The following is a 14,140-nucleotide window of genomic DNA, read 5'->3' on the forward strand; positions in this document are numbered from 1 at the left end:
AGGACACTGTGCTCAGCCGTCAAGAATGGGCAGTAGCCCCGGGCCAGAGCGCCGGGGCATATGCAGAGCAGCGTAGACCAATTTTCCGCGGACCTGGTTTCAGTTGGCCGCCCAGAAAATATAATCCGCCTGGTACTTCACCACTTCTTGCTTGCCCTTATTGGCCGCCGAGCATTCAACGCTCGGGGCCACGCCACCTTTGAGGGCTACGCGCTGGATGTAGCTGACGCCCGTCATCGCGCCTTTGCCTTCAGCCGGATTGGCCTTGACCAATTGATAGGGCAGGTTGCCCGGGCTCGACGGCGCGACAGCCAGTTGGGTACCGGTGACTTTCGAACCATCCTTCGCTTGCCAGGTAGCAGGCGGCCCGAAGTAGGTGCCGACCTGTTTGCCACTGCGATCATTGAGCACCGCTTTAGGCCCGACAAAGAACCACTCGGTCTGGCCGACGGCATTAGCCTTGTCACGGCATTCGTAAGTGATCTCGCCGACTCCGGTGGTTTCCAGGGTGACCTTGTGTCCGTCCGGGACTTTGATGCTGTCCGGCAGGTCGGTCTGGGCGTAGGCCGCAGGGAGGGCTGCGAGCAATCCGGCAAGGCAAATCAGCTGTTTGGCGTTCATGAATGTCTCTCCTTAAATGAGTAACCCGCTTGGCAGCATCAGGGCTGCTACAGGTACTACCCATCGGAAAGCGATTTGGATGCAGTGGCATAAAAAGAAATTTTCCAGCATGGTCAGAGTCAGTTGCTACAAAGAGACAATCGAAAAAGGGGGGTGCTTATGTACCAGCTCTACGGACACCAGAACTCCGGCGCTGCCGCGATAGAAGCGGCACTGGAGCTTTGCGAAATCCCTTACCGCTTCATCGACGTTGAAACCTCTCCCGAGGCGACCCACGCGCTGGAAAAACTCAATCCGCTCAAGCAGATCCCGACACTGCTATTGCCCGATGGCAGCGTTCTCACCGAGAGCGCGGCGATTCTGATTCACCTGGGGCTCACGTTCCCCAAATCAAACCTGTTGCCGAAAAACACCGCCGCGCGGGATCAGGCCATTCGCGGCCTGGTGTACATCGTCAGCAATTGCTATTCGGCGATTGGCATCATCGATTACCCCGAGCGCTGGCTGGCCGAGGCGGATGAATCGTCCAGGCAAAACCTCATGGCCGGCGCGCGCGCGCGACTGCACAGGAGTTGGGAGGTGTTTGCCGATCAGTTTTCGGGCGATTTGTATCTGGGCGATGAGACGCCGGGGGCGCTGGATGTGCTGGCGGCGGTGGTTTCCAGATGGGCGGGCAGTCGGGAACATTTACGCAGTGCAAGGCCCGGGTTTTTCGCGTGGCTTACGCGCATCGACCGGCACCCGACATTGGCACCAGTCTTCGCGCGGCATTGGCCGGATTGATCTATTCGCCGCGGATGTACTGCTCCAACTGGCGAATCAGCTCAGCCTGTTCGGCGATGGCCTCCTTAACCAGGTCGCCGATTGACAGCAAGCCGATCAACTGGCCGTTTTCCACCACCGGCAAGTGGCGCAGGCGTTTGTCGGACATGATGCCCATGCAGGTTTCGACGGTTTGATGGGTGTCCACGGTGATCACCGGCGACACCATGATGTCTTCGACCGGCGTACCGACGGAGGAACGGCCCTTGAGCACGAGTTTGCGCGCATAGTCACGCTCGCTGATGATGCCCACAACCTCGCCATTTTTCACGACCGGCAATGCGCCGACGTTTTTCGCGGCCATGACCATCAGCGCTTCCAGCACCATTTGATGCGGCGCAATGGTGTGGACTTCATGATTCTGTTCAGCCTTTAACTTCAGCAGTTGGGCGACGGTTTTCATGGCAGTTTCTCAGGTGTTGTCGTTGTCCTTGAAGAATCGTAGACACGGGCGCTGAGGGCAAGGCAGAAAACGGCAGATAACACGCAAAAAACGCCATTCAGCGGTTTTTCTTCCGAAAACCTGGAGTATTCCATAGTTATTCACTCATCCATGGGCTCCATCAAACCCTGTGGGAGCGAGCTTGCTCGCGATGAGGCCATAGCATTCGACATCTCTATTGCCTGTCACACCGCTATCGCGAGCAAGCTCGCTCCCACAGGTTCTAGGTCTGTCCGAGACGTTGGAGCCAGACGGGCTATCGCCTTCGATGACGAGTAGAATTGCGACCTGAATCAAATGTGAGGTTGCAGTGGTGGATTTACAGCGGGGCTTCGTCCTGACCCGGCATTGGCGCGATACCCCGGCCGGTACGGAAGTCGAGTTCTGGCTGGCGACCGACACCGGTCCCCAGCGGATCCGCCTGCCTCATCAACCGTCGGTGGCGTTCATCCCCGCAGCCCAGCGCGAGCAGGCCGAAGCGCTGCTGCGCGGCGAAAAGAACGTCGAGCTGCGGCCGTTGGCGTTGCTGGATTTCGAGCACCGCCCGGTACTCGGTCTGTATTGCCAGCAGCACGGTCAGTTGATACGCCTGGAAACCGCGCTGCGCAAGGCCGGCGTCGACATCTTCGAAGCCGACGTGCGCCCGCCGGAACGCTACATGATGGAGCGTTTCATCACCGCACCGGTCCGGTTCAGTGGCACGCCGAACGCCGAGGGCCTGCTGCTCGATGCGCAGATGAAACCCGACCCCGACTATCGCCCGAGCCTCAGGCTGGTCTCCCTGGACATCGAAACCACCGCTCAGGGCGAGCTGTACTCCATCGCCCTGGAAGGCTGCGGCGAGCGCCAGGTCTACATGCTCGGCCCGCCCAATGGCGACGACAGCGCAGTGGATTTCCAGCTCGAATACTGCGATTCCCGAACCCTGCTACTGAAAAAACTCAACGAATGGTTCGCCCGCCATGACCCCGACGCGATCATCGGCTGGAACGTCGTGCAATTCGACCTGCGCGTGCTCCACGAACACGCCCGGCGCCTGGCGGTGCCGCTGAGACTGGGGCGTGGCGGCGAAGAAATGCAGTGGCGTGAACACGGTAGCCGCAACCATTACTTCGCCTCGGCCGCCGGCCGGCTGATCATCGACGGCATCGAATCCCTGCGCTCGGCGACCTGGAGTTTCCCCTCGTTCAGCCTGGAAAACGTCGCGCAAACCCTGCTTGGCGAGGGCAAGTCGATCGACAATCCGTACCAGCGCATGGACGAAATCAACCGCAGGTTCGCCGAGGACAAACCGGCCCTGGCCAAGTACAACCTCAAGGACTGCGAGCTGGTGACGCGGATTTTCGCCAAGACCGAGCTGCTGACCTTCCTGCTGGAACGGGCCAGCGTCACCGGTTTGCCGGCGGATCGCAGCGGCGGCTCGGTGGCGGCGTTCACGCACCTGTACATGCCGCTGATGCACCGCCAGGGTTTCGTCGCGCCGAACCTTGGGAACAAGCCTGCGCAAGCCAGCCCCGGCGGGTTTGTCATGGACTCGCAACCGGGCCTGTACGAATCGGTGCTGGTGCTCGACTACAAAAGCCTCTATCCATCGATCATCCGAACCTTCCTCATCGACCCGGTGGGCTTGATCGAGGGGCTCAAACATCCCGATGACAGCGAGTCGGTGCCAGGCTTTCGCGGCGCGCGTTTTTCCAGAACCCGGCATTGCCTGCCCGCCATTGTCGCCCGGGTCGCCGAAGGGCGCGAAACCGCCAAGCGCGAACACAATGCGCCGTTGTCCCAGGCCCTGAAAATCATCATGAACGCCTTTTACGGCGTGCTCGGTTCCAGCGGTTGCCGTTTCTTCGACACACGCCTGGCGTCGTCCATCACGCTACGCGGTCACGAGATCATGCTGCGTACGCGACAGCTGATCGAAGCCCAGGGCCACACGGTGATTTACGGCGACACCGACTCGACCTTCGTCTGGCTGCGCCGTGCACATGGTCAACAAGAAGCTGCACAGATTGGCCGCGCGCTGGTGGATCACGTCAACCAGTGGTGGCGCGAGCATGTGCAGCAGCAATACGGTCTGGAAAGTGCGTTGGAGTTGCAGTTCGAAACCCACTACAAGCGCTTTCTGATGCCGACCATTCGCGGCGCCGAGGAGGGCAGCAAGAAACGCTATGCGGGGCTTGTGACCCGCGCCGATGGCACCGACGAAATGGTCTACAAAGGCCTGGAAACCGTGCGCACCGACTGGTCGCCGCTGGCCCGGCAATTCCAGCAGGAGCTGTACCTGCGCATCTTCAATCGCAAACCCTATCAGGATTATGTGCGCGACTACGTGCGCAAGACGTTGGCGGGGGAGTTCGACGATCGCCTGATCTACCGCAAGCGCCTGCGCCGCACCCTCGATGACTATCAGCGCAATGTGCCGCCGCATGTGCGGGCTGCGCGGATTGCCGATGATTACAACGACCAGCAGGGCCGTCCGCGGCAATACCAGAACGGTGGCTGGATCAGTTACGTGATCACCGTCGCCGGGCCCGAGCCGCTGGAAATCCGCAGCGCGCCCATCGACTACGACCACTACGTCACCCGGCAACTGCAACCGGTGGCGGACGCCATTCTGCCCTTCGTGGACGACGACTTTTCAACCTTGATTGGTGGGCAGTTGGGCCTGTTTTGAGTCGAGCAGCAACAACGTCCAGTCATCTAGGATGCCGTGGAAATACTGGTCAAGTGCTCGATGAAAGTCGCTGTTAGCGCCGGCTACCTGGGCGAACAGCGTCATGGAAGAGTGAAACTTGAGATCGTCGGGATGGCCGAATATGCCGGCAATCGAGCTGTTTTCGATGTTCAGCACCATTTGCGTGCAGGTGCGCAACCGTGAGCCCAGCCGTGGATGATTGAGGTACGCCACAGCTTCCTCTTTGGAACGAATGGCAAAGTGGCGGGACATCTCGCTGCCGCCCAACCCTGCGAATTGCGGAAAGATGAACCACATCCAGTGACTGCGCTTGTGGCCGGCGTTCAGCTCGGCCTGGACCCGTTTGAACACCGGGTCCTGTGCCTGGATAAAGCGTTGCAGATTAAAGGAATCGTCCTGATCAGTGCTTCTCATGCCGAAGCCCTCTGACAGACTGCGATGGCTCAGACCATGGCCAACCGCTGTTTGCGTTGTGGCGCGCGAAACGCCTGGTCCAGCGCCTCCAGATCCCCAGTCTCCAATTGCAATTGCGCCGCTTGCGCGTTGAGCTGCACGTGCTCGGGGCGGACCGCTTTGGGGATGGCGATCACGCCTTCGTTACGCAGCATCCATGCCAGCGCTACCTGGGCCGGCGTCACACGGTGACGGGCGGCTATTTGTTTGAGCGTTGTATGGTTGAGCATAGGCCCACCCTGGCCGATCGGACAGTAGGCCATGACCGGCATTTGATGCTGGTGGCTCCAGGGCAACAGATCAAACTCGATGCCGCGTTCTTCCAGGTTGTAGAGCACCTGATTGGTGGCACAGGCCGGTGAGGCCAGTTCCTCCAGGTCGTCGACATCAAAATTGGAGACGCCCCAGCGACCTATCCTGCCTTCTTCGCGCAGGCGCTCGAAGGCTTCGACCGTTTCTTCGAGGGGGTACTGGCCGCGCCAGTGCAGCAGGTAGAGGTCGATGTAATCGGTATCCAGCCTCCGCAGACTGCGTTCGCACGCCTGGGGGATGCCTTTGCTGCTGGCGTTGTGCGGGTAAACCTTGCTGACCAGAAACACTTCGTCACGTCTGCCGGCGATGGCTTCACCGACCACTGCCTCAGCGCCGCCCTCGCCGTACATTTCAGCGGTGTCGATGAGGGTCATGCCCAATTCGATGCCCAAGCGCAATGCAGCCACTTCCTGGGTCTGCCGGGAACGATCTTCTCCCATGCGCCAGGTGCCTTGGCCGATGACCGGTACGTGGACGCCGGCCAGTTCGAGGGTCCGCATTCAAACCTCCTTTCTGAATTTCAATCGATACTTCAATGGGCAGCAGAATAGCCCGGTGGTTCCGTCGAGCCCCAGAAAGGAGGTGTCCCGGGTTGCCAACGCTTACGGACCGTCGGCACTGCACTTTTTAAGGATTCACGGCTCTATCCTTGGCCAGCCTGCGGCGAATCCCCACCGCCGGCCCATGCCCAAGTTCAATAACCCATGGCTCGAGTTTTACCCCTCACCGCCACACCAATCCGCCGCCGTTGCCTGCTGTTGGCCTGCTTGTCGATGCTCGCCGCCTCCGGGTGCAGTCAGCAGCAGGGCAGCGACATCGTCAGCCAGTTTCGCGAAGGCCAACCCCAGGAATTCCTCCAGACCAGCGTCGACCGCATGGCGACCCTGGCGATGCGTGACAACCTCGACAGCCTCTACCTGCTGATGAGCAAGCTTTACCTGCGCAACCCGGACGAGCTGAAAAAATCCGGTTTCCTCGACGCCCGCACCGCTGGCAAGCAAGTGCGCATGGCCATCGAACAGCAACAGCCGCTGCCGACCCTGGGGGGCAAAAAAGACCTGGCAGCGCTGAGTTACGCCATGAGCCCGGAATTTCTCGGCGACCGGGTCGGTGCCTTCATCTATGCCATCGGCAGCATGCTCGTCACCGCCCACGGCAATCGGCTCGAGTTCTACATGACGGATGCGATCAATCCGACGTTCGTCAGCAACGCTGTCCGCAACATCGAGAAAGCCACCTGGATACTCAGCCAGCGGCAAAGCAAGAACGGCGAGCCGTTGCTGTTCTCCAACGAAATTTCGGAGGAGGGCAGCAACCTGAGTTTTGCCGTGGAGTTCGGCAAGATCATCGCGCGGCTGGACCTGCTGACGCAGATGCTGGACGAGCGCTACCGACGGATCGGCTTGAATTATGCGCAGAGTTTACTGTTTTTGAATTTCTTGCCGGTGCAATAAGCAAGGAAGTGCATAAAGATAGATCGCATCGATATAAGTGGTTATAAGAAAAATCGCTATGCTGCGGGCCAGATTTTTCATGCGTTTTTTGTGGGCGTGTTAATGGAATTCGGTAATTTCGGTTTAGTCGTGGCAGGTCTGGTGGTCGGCTTTATTGTCGGGATGACTGGGGTCGGTGGCGGTTCGTTGATGACTCCCATTCTGTTGTGGTTCGGCGTCAATCCGGCCACCGCAGTGGGGACGGATTTGCTGTACGCGGCGATTACCAAGTCCAGTGGCGTGCTGGTTCATAGAAAGAACAAGAACATCGACTGGGCGATTACCGGTTGGTTGACCCTCGGCAGTGTGCCGGCGGTGGCGCTGACGCTGTGGTTTCTGAGCACCTTGCAAACGTCGCCCGAGGCGATGAACGCGGTCATCAAACAGGCCTTGGGTTTTGTCCTGTTTGCCACGGCGCTGGCGATTTTTTTCAAGAAACGCCTGCTCGATTTCGCCCACAAACGCGCGGGCGGTCATTACAACCCCAGCGGCAATCGCTTGAATGTGCTGACCGTGATCACCGGCCTGGTCCTCGGCACCATGGTTGCCCTGACCTCCATCGGTGCTGGCGCCCTGGGCACCGTCGCGTTGTTCATTCTCTATCCGCTGCTGCCTACCCGCCGTCTGGTGGGCACGGAAATCGCGCACGCCGTACCGCTGACCCTGGTTGCCGGCCTCGGCCATGCAAGCATGGGCAACATGGATTGGCACGTGCTGGGTTATTTGCTGGTCGGTTCGCTGCCGGGGATTTACCTGGGCAGCCACCTGACGGGCCGCATCTCCGATGAAGTGCTGCGACCTTGCCTGGCCACGATGCTGGTGCTGATCGGGTACAAACTGGCGTTCTGATTCCGCCCGTTCCAGAAACAAACCCAAAAGCCTGCTGCTGATTCTCAGTGAACCGCGCACCGCCACAAAGGTTGGCTCAAGCACCGCGAGGTGCTGGCGAGCGCGGCTTAGGGCCGGGTCAGAATTTCCAGCAGATGCCCGTCCGGGTCATCGAAGTAAACTCGCCGGCCACCGCCGTAATCGTTGATCTCGTTTGGTCGTTGTTTGCCGGGGTCGGCCCACCAGGGTTGCTGTCGGGCTTGCAGGCGGGCGAAGGCCGCATCGAAATCGTCGTCACCGATCAAAAACGCGTAGTGCTGGGAGGCAATCGGCGGGTCATTGTCGTAGAAGTCCAGCGACACATCGTTGTCGAACTTGACGATCAGCATCGGGCCGAAGGGTTCGGGGCAGGGCAGACCGAGGATGTCTGCCAGATAGTTGGCTGATGTCTGCTTGTCGCGACACCAGACGATGGTGTGGTTCAACTGAGCGCTCATGCACAGGTCCTCACGGCGGATCAGGGCTTGGTTGTTGAGCTATGAGATTAGCTCAGCCTGTTGCGCAATGACCGCCCTGACCTAAGCTTGGGGCAAGGCGAGACACAATTGCGGTGCGTCACCCGGAACGAACGCCGCGATGCGCAATCATTAGAGCGTGGATATCAAAAGGAGATGCGCATGCTCATCAGGTCATTGACCCTGACTACCCTGCTGGCTTTCGCCGGCCCCTTGTTCGCTGCCGATGACGGCTCACCGCTGGATATGGACAAGGGCAGGTCCCGGCCGTTGATTGTCATCGCTCCAAGTACGGTCGATCCCACGTGGGTCAGCCTGAAAAAGTCGCTGGATGAGCCGGCCAATCGCAAAGGGTTCACCGAGCGAAACATGGTCCTGTACACCGTGCTCAATTTGATGGGCCAGCGCGAGGGCAAAGACCTGGGACCACAAGACACGGCGGCATTGATCCGCTCGCTCAAGTTGGGTGCCGGCGCGAAGAGCAAAGTCATCCTGGTGGGCAAGGACGGGGAAAAGAAACTTGAACAATCGGGAGCGATCGAGCTGAAGGAGATTTTCGCCGCCGTCGACCAATTGCCGGCGACAGAGCAAGAAGCCACGGTGCCGACACCGCCGCCGGTCACTGAAGCCGCACCGGCCAACGGCGCCAAAGGCGCAAAACCGGGCAAACCGGCGAAGCCTGCCAAGCCGCCTGAAATGCCGGATGATTAAACGCAGACTTTTGTAGCAGCGGGCGCAGCCTGCGCCAGCTGCTACAACAATGAAAAATGGGCGACCTCAAGAGGTCGCCCATTTTGTTTGCTCGGCAGCAGCTACAAAAAAACCGGGCGTTTCGGGGTGAGATGTACTGGTTTCTATTGGTCTCGGAAGTTTCCTGCAAGTCCTGTCGGTCTTTATGAACTGGTTTCTGTCAGAGAGCACCGCTAGCCTTCGTCAGCCACCGCAAAATCGCGGTCGGACGTGGGAGTCCGCGACACTGAGGGATCCAGGGACGAAAACACCAATGGCACAAAAAGGAGCCTCGTCTGTGAAAAAGTTCAGCAAGCATCAACCGCAAACCCTGACCGACGCCGATCATCTCGATCCCGCGAAGCTGTGTGAAACCGCAAAAGGCGCAGTCACCCGAAGTCCCAGGCGTACCGACACGACCCAGCAGATTTTCACTGTTGCTCCTGGTGTCGACACACTAACCCTGCTAAATCAAGCCTGCGAAAACCTTGCCTCCCTGAATGTCCTGATTGCGAATTTTGCCGGGAAACTGGAAGGCTCGAACCGCAAGGTGCTGCTGTCGATTCAGCAATTGGCGGCGGTCACCGGGTTGTTGGTGAATCAGGCACGGGAAAATCTTGATCCGAGAGGCGATGCACCTGACGCTCAGCCGCCGACTCGGCATTGAGCTGACGCAGTAACGACAATGGGCGACCTCAAAGGGGTCGCCCATTTTGTTTGCCCGCCAAAGACCTGTAGCAGCTGCCGAGCCTGCGAGGCTGCTGCTACAGGGAGATCTAGTTGCTCTTGGCTACTTTGCCAGTGCGCTCAATATCGTATGAGCAATCTTGATCCGCTCAGGGTTCGGGTAGTTTTTGTTGGCCAGGATCACTATGCCGATGTCTTTCGACGGCACATACGCCACGTAGGCACCGAAGCCGCTTGTTGAGCCGGTTTTGTTGATCAATACGTTTTCTGGTTGAGGTTGCGGCGGGGTCAGCCACTGGACTTCGTGAGCTTGCGTCGCCATCTGCGTCGAGTTACCCGCCAGCAATCTGTCTAGGGTGACCGGATAGTGGTAGAACTCCCAACCCAGCCCCTGAGTCATCTCGCCCACCTTGTAGTAACCGGTATGCGTCGCGGCGATTGCCCGCTGCATCGGATCTTCAAGGAGAGTCGGTTTCATGTTCGCTTCAACATACCGAATCAAATCCGCAGCACTGGTTTTCACGCCATACGCCTCCGAATCCAGTGCCCCCGGCCCAACCCGTACAGGCTTGCCATCCTTGTTGTAACCCTGAGCATAAAGCCCCATCTGAGCCTGCGGCACCTTGAGGTAGGTGTGCTTTAGTCCGAGTTTCGGCAGCAGGGTTTTTTCCATCACGTCATCAAACGGCGCGCCCATGCTTTGGGCGGCGAGGTAACCGAACAACCCCAGGCTCGGGTTCGAATACTGCCGATGGGTGCCCGCCGCATAGGTCGGTTTCCACTGCTTGAAATACCCGAGCATCTTGTCCGGTGCATCGGCATCGCTGGGGAATTGCAGCGGTAGCCCGCCGGCGCTGTAGGTGCCCAGTTGCAGCACGCTGATGTTATCGAACGCGCTGCCACGCAGCTCCGGCAGCACGCTGCTGGCCTTGTCCGACAGGGACAGTTTGCCGGTGGCCTGAGCGTAGGCGGCGAGGGTAGCAGTGAAGGTTTTGCTCACCGAACCGATCTCGAACAGGGTGTCTTCGGTGACAGCTTTGCCGTTTTCCTTCGAGGCCACGCCGTAGTTAAAGTAATGCGGTTGGCCATTGACGGTGATGGCTACCGCGACACCGGGGATCTGCTGTTGCTGGATCACCGGTTCGATGGCGGCCGTCACGATGGCTTCGATGCGGTCATCAGCAACGCAATGACCGGCGCTGAGGATAAGTGCGAAAGCGCTGCAGGACGCGAGCTTGTTATGCATGATTGATTCACTTTCCATGAGTTTCAAGGGTGTTAACCGCTACACTCCGAGCGGCTTTGCAAACCTGGCCGCTGAGGGGCGAGCAAAATCTATGCAGTCTGCCGAGTTTCGACAACCGAGCATATTTCGGACGAGCCATTAGAAAAATTTGGGAGTCGATATGATCCGTCCTCAATTACCGCTCAATGCATTGCGCGCTTTCGAGGCCTCTGCCCGTCATTTGAGTTTCACCCGGGCGGCGGTGGAGTTGTGCGTCACGCAGGCGGCAGTGAGTCATCAGGTCAAAAGCCTTGAGTCTCAACTTGGCGTGGCCCTGTTCAAGCGCTTGCCCCGCAGGCTGATGTTGACCAGCGAGGGCGAAATCTTGCTACCGGTGTTGCGCGAGTCTTTCGACCGTATCGCGCAAACCCTTGGGCGATTCGAGGGCGGACATTTTCGTGAGGTATTGACGGTCGGCGCGGTGGGAACCTTCGCGGTGGGCTGGTTGTTGCCACGGTTGACGGACTTCCAGACGAAACATCCATTCATAGATTTGCGTCTGTCGACCAACAACAATCGAGTGGATGTGGCGGCTGAAGGGCTGGATTTCGCCATTCGTTTTGGCGCAGGGGCGTGGCATGGCATTGAAGCGGTGCGGTTGGTCGAGGCGCCGCTGTCGGTGTTGTGCGTTCCCGAGATTGCCCGGCAATTGAAAACACCGACAGACCTGTTGCAGCAAACGCTGTTGCGTTCCTATCGCGCGGACGAGTGGCCCGAATGGTTTCAGGCCACGGGCCTCTCGACCCACACAGCGCCGCCTCGAAGCATCGTCTTCGACTCGTCGCTGGCGATGATGGAGGCGGCGCTGCAAGGGGCGGGGGTGGCATTGGCGCCGCCGCTGATGTTCGCCCGGCAACTGGCAGCGGGAGCAATCGAGCAACCGTTCGCTATCGGGATCACCACCGGCAGTTACTGGCTGACCCGTTTACAGTCCCGCCCCGAAACGTCGGCGATGGCGGCGTTCAAGCAATGGTTGCTGCAAGCAGCGCAAGAACCTGTGGGAGCGAGCTTGCTCGCGAAAGCGGTCTATCCGTCACATTGAGGGTGGATGTGCCGACGTCTTCGCGAGCAGGCTCGCTCCCACGGGGATTGCGATATCCCAATAGCGTTAGCGCACCAGACACGGCCGCTTGTTATCGAACTTCCAGCCCGGACTCAGAAACTGCATCGCCACGCTGTCATCCCGGGCGCCCAGTCCCATGCCTTTATACAGCTCATGAGCCTTGGCCAACTGATCCATGTCCAATTCGACGCCCAGCCCAGCCTTCTTCGGCACTTGCACACAGCCGCCAACGATTTGCAGCGGCGCTTTGGTCAGGCGCTGACCGTCCTGCCAGATCCAGTGGGTGTCGATGGCGGTGATTTCACCCGGTGCGGCGGCCGCGACGTGGGTGAACATCGCCAAGGAAATATCAAAGTGGTTATTGGAATGCGAACCCCAGGTCAGGCCCCACTCATGGCACATCTGCGCCACACGGACCGAGCCCTGCATCGTCCAGAAGTGCGGGTCAGCCAGCGGAATGTCCACTGATTGCAACTGGATCGCGTGGCCCATTTCCCGCCAGTCGGTGGCGATCATGTTGGTGGCGGTTTTCAGGCCCGTGGCGCGACGGAATTCAGCCATGACTTCACGGCCCGAATAACCGTTTTCCGCACCGCACGGGTCTTCGGCGTAAGCCAGGACGTGATGCTGATCCCGGCACAGGCGAATGGCTTCCTTGAGTGACCACGCGCCATTCGGATCGAGGGTGATGCGCGCATCGGGGAAGTGTTCGGCCAGGGCGGTGACGGCTTCGATTTCTTCATCGCCACTGAGCACGCCGCCCTTGAGTTTGAAGTCCTTGAAACCGTAGCGGGCGTGGGCGGCTTCGGCCAGGCGCACCACGGCGTCGGCGGTCATGGCTTTTTCGTGACGCACGCGGAACCAGTCGTTGTCGGCGTCCGGTTCGCTGCGGTAGACCAGGTCGGTTTCGTTGCGATCACCGACATAGAACAGATAACCCAGCATCTTCACTTCATCACGCTGCTGGCCTTCGCCGAGCAGGGCGGCGACCGGCACGTCGAGGTGCTGACCCAGGAGATCAAGCAGCGCAGCTTCAAGGCCGGTGACGGCGTGGATGGTGATGCGCAAATCGAACGTCTGCAAACCGCGACCGCCGGCGTCGCGATCGGCGAAGGTCTGGCGCACTTGATTGAGGATCTTCTGATACGTGCCGATCGGGCTGCCAACCACTAATGAGCGAGCGTCTTCGAGGGTCTGGCGAATGCGCTCGCCGCCCGGTACTTCACCGACGCCGGTGTGACCGGCGTTGTCTTTCAGGATCACGATGTTGCGGGTGAAAAACGGCCCGTGGGCGCCGCTCAAATTGAGCAACATGCCATCGTGGCCGGCCACCGGAACAACCTGCATGCTGGTGATGATCGGGGCTTTTGCGGTTTCTTGTGCGTTCATTTTTATGTCCTTCAAAGCAGTGCTCTTGCATGAGTGTTCAGGCGTGGTTAGGCGCTGGTTTGCCCAGAGCAACAGCAGGTGCGGGTTTCGGTTTATTGCGTGCGGCGAAGACGATGATCGCGGCAATGATCGAGGTCGCGGCCAGGCCGTACAGCCCGCCCTGAATCGAGCCGGTGCGTTCTTCCAGCAGGCCGAACGTGGTCGGCGCGACAAAGCCGCCGAGGTTGCCCACCGAGTTGATCAGCGCGATCACACCCGCCGCGATCCGTGCATCCAGATAGGCCTGAGGAATCGGCCAGAACAGCGACGACGCCGATTTGAAACCCAGCGCAGCAAAGCAGATGGCGACGAAGGCGAAGATCGGCCCACCGGTGGTGGACATGAACATCCCGGCTGCTGCGATCAGCAGGGCCGCGGCGACCCAGGCTTGCTGGTGTTTCCATTTGGCCGACAGCGAAGCGAAGGCGTACATGCCGACGATCGACAGCAACCACGGAATCGAGTTGAACAGCCCGACTTGAATATCGCTCAGGTCGCCCATCTTTTTGATGATGCTCGGCAGCCAGAAGGTCGCGGCGTAGATGGTCAATTGGATGAAGAAATAGATCAGGCAGAACAGGATGATCTGGCGATCCTTGAGCAGCTTGCCCAACGACGGTTTGATCGGCGTCGCGGCTTCGCGGGCCAGTTGTTCGTCGTCGATGGCCTTGACCAGCGCGTCTTGTTCGGCGCGGCTCAGCCATTTGGCGTCGTGGGGTTTGGAGTCCAGCCAGAACCAGACGAACACGCACAGCCCGACCGAGAAC

General features: G+C 59.5%; 15 protein-coding genes. 7 read left to right on the forward strand and 8 right to left on the reverse strand.

Annotation, left to right across the window (positions count from 1 at the left end; translation table 11 throughout):
* Nucleotides 1-99 precede the first annotated feature (99 nt).
* On the reverse strand, nucleotides 100-621 hold the full coding sequence (locus tag WLY71_RS25185) for a DUF3455 domain-containing protein (protein ID WP_347805701.1): 522 nt from the start codon (nucleotides 619-621) through the stop codon (nucleotides 100-102).
* Nucleotides 622-780: 159 nt separating this feature from the next.
* Here WLY71_RS25185 and WLY71_RS25190 point away from each other — a divergent pair, with 159 nt between their 5' ends.
* Nucleotides 781-1,404: a glutathione S-transferase gene (locus tag WLY71_RS25190; protein ID WP_347805702.1), complete on the forward strand. Its 624-nt coding sequence runs from the start codon at nucleotides 781-783 to the stop codon at nucleotides 1,402-1,404.
* A 1-nt stretch (nucleotide 1,405) separates the two neighbouring features.
* Here the strand turns inward: WLY71_RS25190 and WLY71_RS25195 are convergent, their stop codons facing one another.
* Nucleotides 1,406-1,846 carry a CBS domain-containing protein gene (locus WLY71_RS25195; RefSeq protein WP_046056085.1) on the reverse strand — a complete coding sequence of 147 codons (441 nt, stop codon included), beginning with the start codon at nucleotides 1,844-1,846 and terminating at the stop codon, nucleotides 1,406-1,408.
* A 352-nt stretch (nucleotides 1,847-2,198) separates the two neighbouring features.
* On the opposite strand from WLY71_RS25195, the gene WLY71_RS25200 reads away from it, so the two are divergent.
* Nucleotides 2,199-4,559, forward strand: a complete 2,361-nt coding sequence (locus tag WLY71_RS25200) for a DNA polymerase II (RefSeq protein WP_347805703.1) — start codon at nucleotides 2,199-2,201, stop codon at nucleotides 4,557-4,559.
* On the opposite strand, the gene WLY71_RS25205 is transcribed toward WLY71_RS25200, so the two are convergent.
* A complete protein-coding gene (locus WLY71_RS25205) occupies nucleotides 4,524-4,994 on the reverse strand; it encodes a DUF1810 domain-containing protein (RefSeq protein ID WP_347805704.1) in 471 nt (156 codons plus the stop codon). The genes WLY71_RS25200 and WLY71_RS25205 overlap by 36 nt on opposite strands.
* A 29-nt stretch (nucleotides 4,995-5,023) precedes the next feature.
* Nucleotides 5,024-5,845: an aldo/keto reductase gene (locus WLY71_RS25210; protein ID WP_347805705.1), complete on the reverse strand. Its 822-nt coding sequence runs from the start codon at nucleotides 5,843-5,845 to the stop codon at nucleotides 5,024-5,026.
* A gap of 204 nt (nucleotides 5,846-6,049) precedes the next feature.
* Here WLY71_RS25210 and WLY71_RS25215 point away from each other — a divergent pair, with 204 nt between their 5' ends.
* A complete protein-coding gene (locus WLY71_RS25215) occupies nucleotides 6,050-6,799 on the forward strand; it encodes a hypothetical protein (protein WP_347805706.1) in 750 nt (249 codons plus the stop codon).
* A 102-nt stretch (nucleotides 6,800-6,901) separates the two neighbouring features.
* Nucleotides 6,902-7,687, forward strand: a complete 786-nt coding sequence (locus tag WLY71_RS25220) for a sulfite exporter TauE/SafE family protein (protein WP_347805707.1) — start codon at nucleotides 6,902-6,904, stop codon at nucleotides 7,685-7,687.
* A 107-nt stretch (nucleotides 7,688-7,794) separates the two neighbouring features.
* On the opposite strand, the gene WLY71_RS25225 is transcribed toward WLY71_RS25220, so the two are convergent.
* Nucleotides 7,795-8,163 (reverse strand): VOC family protein, encoded by a 369-nt coding sequence (locus WLY71_RS25225; protein WP_347805708.1) that lies wholly within the window; start codon nucleotides 8,161-8,163, stop codon nucleotides 7,795-7,797.
* Nucleotides 8,164-8,343: 180 nt separating this feature from the next.
* Here WLY71_RS25225 and WLY71_RS25230 point away from each other — a divergent pair, with 180 nt between their 5' ends.
* Both WLY71_RS25230 and WLY71_RS25235 read left to right on the forward strand, forming a co-directional pair.
* The gene (locus WLY71_RS25230) at nucleotides 8,344-8,892 is read left to right on the forward strand and encodes a DUF4174 domain-containing protein (RefSeq protein WP_347805709.1); all 549 of its coding nucleotides are present in this window, start codon (nucleotides 8,344-8,346) and stop codon (nucleotides 8,890-8,892) included.
* 316 nt (nucleotides 8,893-9,208) lie between these two features.
* A complete protein-coding gene (locus WLY71_RS25235) occupies nucleotides 9,209-9,577 on the forward strand; it encodes a DUF6124 family protein (RefSeq protein ID WP_347805710.1) in 369 nt (122 codons plus the stop codon).
* Between the two features lie 123 nt (nucleotides 9,578-9,700).
* Here the strand turns inward: WLY71_RS25235 and ampC are convergent, their stop codons facing one another.
* Nucleotides 9,701-10,861 carry a class C beta-lactamase gene (ampC, locus tag WLY71_RS25240; protein WP_425589962.1) on the reverse strand — a complete coding sequence of 387 codons (1,161 nt, stop codon included), beginning with the start codon at nucleotides 10,859-10,861 and terminating at the stop codon, nucleotides 9,701-9,703.
* A gap of 142 nt (nucleotides 10,862-11,003) precedes the next feature.
* Between ampC and WLY71_RS25245 the strand changes: the two genes are divergently transcribed.
* Nucleotides 11,004-11,924 (forward strand): LysR family transcriptional regulator, encoded by a 921-nt coding sequence (locus WLY71_RS25245; RefSeq protein WP_347805712.1) that lies wholly within the window; start codon nucleotides 11,004-11,006, stop codon nucleotides 11,922-11,924.
* A gap of 66 nt (nucleotides 11,925-11,990) precedes the next feature.
* Here the strand turns inward: WLY71_RS25245 and gudD are convergent, their stop codons facing one another.
* Both gudD and WLY71_RS25255 read right to left on the reverse strand, forming a co-directional pair.
* Complete coding sequence (gene gudD / locus WLY71_RS25250) at nucleotides 11,991-13,334, reverse strand: glucarate dehydratase (protein ID WP_347805713.1); 1,344 nt, start codon at nucleotides 13,332-13,334, stop codon at nucleotides 11,991-11,993.
* 37 nt (nucleotides 13,335-13,371) lie between these two features.
* The coding region (locus WLY71_RS25255) for an MFS transporter (RefSeq protein WP_347805714.1) at nucleotides 13,372-14,140 on the reverse strand (769 nt) is incomplete at its 5' end.

The sequence above is a fragment of the Pseudomonas rossensis genome, from assembly GCF_039888995.1.
GTDB lineage: Bacteria > Pseudomonadota > Gammaproteobacteria > Pseudomonadales > Pseudomonadaceae > Aquipseudomonas > Aquipseudomonas rossensis.